Below are 2,709 nucleotides of genomic sequence, written 5' to 3'. Positions count from 1 at the left end.
TCGCCGGACAGCCGAGAACCGGCGCTGGCAAGATGCCATTCTTCACTACCGCACCGCCCGAGAGTGCGGCCTGCCGTTCGATCCCGCCGAAATTGGCTTTGAATTTTCAACTGAAGAAATCGCCGCCCGCGAGCAGCAGATAGAAGTGAAAGCCGCCATCCAGAACGGCCGCTATTACGAATACAAGAAGAAAGGTTACCTCAAGCTCCCCGACAAAGCCGCCTGAATCCAAGTCGCTTTTCGCGCGTGTAACACGGCTGAACCGAGCCGGAAGCGCAACGCCCTCATCATTGAATGCTCGTGAAACCAGGAACCTACGTCCTGTGTCCCCTAAGCGTCAGGAGCACGCGACATCATGGAAAGACGAAGTTTTCTGCGGAACTTGGCATTTACCGGAGCGACGGCGCAGGTCGCCTTAGGACAACAGAACGGATCATCGGCCACCGTCCCCGCCCGGCCCCCGCGGATCCCCCGCGTCACGAACCCGGGGGAATTACGGGGCGAAATGCTGTACAGAAAATTCGGAAGCACCGGAGAAACCGTCTCGGCCATTGGACTTGGTGGCTCGCACATAGGCAAACCTGCGCTTAACCAAGCGGCAGCGACCCGGCTCATGCATCAAGCGATTGATCGCGGCATCACGTTCATGGACAATTGCTGGGATTACAACGAGGGCCGAAGTGAACGGTGGATGGGCGATGCACTCGCCGAGGGCGGCTATCGAAATAAGGTCTTCCTTATGACCAAAATCGATGGCCGTGACAAGAACAACGCCACCGATCAATTGAACGACTCGCTTTCGCGCCTAAGAACAGATCGCATCGACCTGGTGCAGTTTCACGAAATCCTGCGCTTTGATGATCCGGATCGCATCTTTCGTGAAGGTGGCGCATGGGAGGCGCTATTAGCGGCGAAGAAGGCGGGCAAATTACGTTTTATCGGATTTACTGGCCACAAGGATCCGCATGTTCACCTTTACATGCTGGAAGTGGCGGCGAAACATGGCTTCTCCTTCGATGCAGTATTGATGCCCTCCAATCTAATGGATGCTCACTTTCGGAGCTTTGCCCAACTTGTCATGCCGAAGCTTGTGGAACAGAAGATCGGCATCCAAACCATGAAGCCTTTCTGCGGAGGAGATGGCATTATCCTGAAGAGCGGCGCTATTCGAAACCCGATCGACTGCCTCCATTACGCGCTGAATCTTCCTGCCGATGTGGTGATCACCGGCATCGATAAGCCGGAGATTCTCGACCAGGCCTTCCAGGCTGCCAAAACTTTCAAGCCGCTCGCCGAGCAGGAATTCAGTGCTTTGCTTACAACGACGGCACATGTGGCGGAGACCGGACAGTACGAACTGTTCAAAGTGTCGGCGCATTTCGATGGTACCGCCAGGCATCCCGATTGGCTGGGTGGTGACGATCCATCCGTACAGAAATTGGCTCCGGAGCCAGCCGGCTGACTGGGAATCTTTTCCATACTCGGCAAAAACTTAAGGCACCGTCTCGATCGTCGATGTCTGGAGAAGTTCTGAAAATCGCTCTGCCGCCGATTGTTTTAGCTCACTTGGCGGCAATTCTTAAAGGTGATTCCCTGGATAGCCGACTGCCAGCCGTTTGGAAGGCAAGTTGCGACCAATCGACAGGAGGCAAAATGTCCAGTCAGTCCAAAACCACAACGAACCACGAAGAGATCCGTAAATGGGCCGAAGAGCGGAACGGTAAACCTGCGCACGTCAAGCAAACTGGCGGCCCACATGACGCTGGAATTCTCAGAATTGATTTTCCCGGCTACAGCGGCGAAGGCAAACTCGAAGAGATTTCCTGGGAAGAATTCTTTGAGAAGTTCGATGAACAGGAACTCGCCCTCGTGTATCAAGAGAAGACCGCCGACGGGAAGAAGAGTAATTTCAATAAACTCGTATCTCGCGAGAACGCCGAAACCAAAAATCAATCATCCGGCCATAGTGCTTCCAAAGCGAGTGCCGGCAAGAGATGATATAGCTCGTTGATTGTTCCGCGACGCCAGCCTTAGATCGAGGTTCTCCCATCGGAGAATTACTAGCTGTACATACCCGCCGGTAACGAAATCGGCCTACATGTATCAGACAGGTTAGTCACCTGGCCAGTTCACATACCGCAATAGGACGATCTGTGCCCGGGACTCTTTACTAATGTCACATAAAAACATCCTGATCACGGGCGGCGCAGGTTTCATCGGAGCGCATGTCGCTAACGAATTGCTGGAACATGGCTACCGCGTCCGTGCGCTAGATGACCTTGTCCCACAAGTTCATGGCCCCGAGCGCGCTCGGCCTGCTTACTTGGACGCAGATGTTGAATTGATTGTCGGCGATATTCGTAACTCCGAAGTGTTGTCACGAGCGCTCCGGCAAATCGATTCCGTGATCCATCTGGTAGCTCTCGTCGGCGTGGGGCAGAGCATGTATCAGATCGAGGAATACACCAGCGTAAATAATGGCGGGACCGCTACTCTGATGCAAGCACTGAGCAAGAAGCCGGTGGAGTCTGTCGTCGTAGCGTCCAGCATGAGCGTTTATGGCGAAGGTCTGTATCGAAATGTGGAAGGGCTTCCTCGGACTGGCGGCGCCCGCAGCGTGGATCAACTCCGAATGGGCAACTGGGAAGTCAACGATGAGCAGGGTCGACCGTTGATTCCGATCCCAACTACAGAGGACAAACCTCCTGC

The 2,709-nt window shown here is 54.4% G+C and carries 4 protein-coding genes; all 4 read left to right on the top strand.

The genetic code is table 11. From position 1 onward, the window contains the following. A partial coding sequence (locus VGK48_16650) for a hypothetical protein (GenBank protein ID HEY2382807.1) occupies positions 1-226 on the top strand: 226 nt, incomplete at its 5' end. 279 nt (positions 227-505) lie between these two features. After that, a complete protein-coding gene (locus VGK48_16645; GenBank protein ID HEY2382806.1) occupies positions 506-1,462 on the top strand; it encodes an aldo/keto reductase in 957 nt (318 codons plus the stop codon). A gap of 53 nt (positions 1,463-1,515) precedes the next feature. Next, entirely contained in the window at positions 1,516-1,998 is a 483-nt protein-coding gene (locus VGK48_16640) for a hypothetical protein (protein HEY2382805.1), read from the top strand. A gap of 175 nt (positions 1,999-2,173) precedes the next feature. After that, on the top strand, positions 2,174-2,709 hold a 536-nt coding region (locus tag VGK48_16635; protein HEY2382804.1), incomplete at its 3' end, for an SDR family NAD(P)-dependent oxidoreductase.

It is taken from the genome of Terriglobia bacterium (assembly GCA_036496425.1).
Classification (GTDB): Bacteria; Acidobacteriota; Terriglobia; order 20CM-2-55-15; family 20CM-2-55-15; genus 20CM-2-55-15.
This window is presented reverse-complemented; position numbering and strand designations above follow the sequence as displayed.

What these genes read in the sequence shown, in the direction of transcription:
- VGK48_16645 (HEY2382806.1), top strand. Translation starts at nt 506, where the DNA reads ATGCTGTACAGAAAATTCGGAAGCACCGGAGAAACCGTCTCGGCCATT.
- VGK48_16640 (HEY2382805.1), top strand. Translation starts at nt 1,516, where the DNA reads ATGTCTGGAGAAGTTCTGAAAATCGCTCTGCCGCCGATTGTTTTAGCT.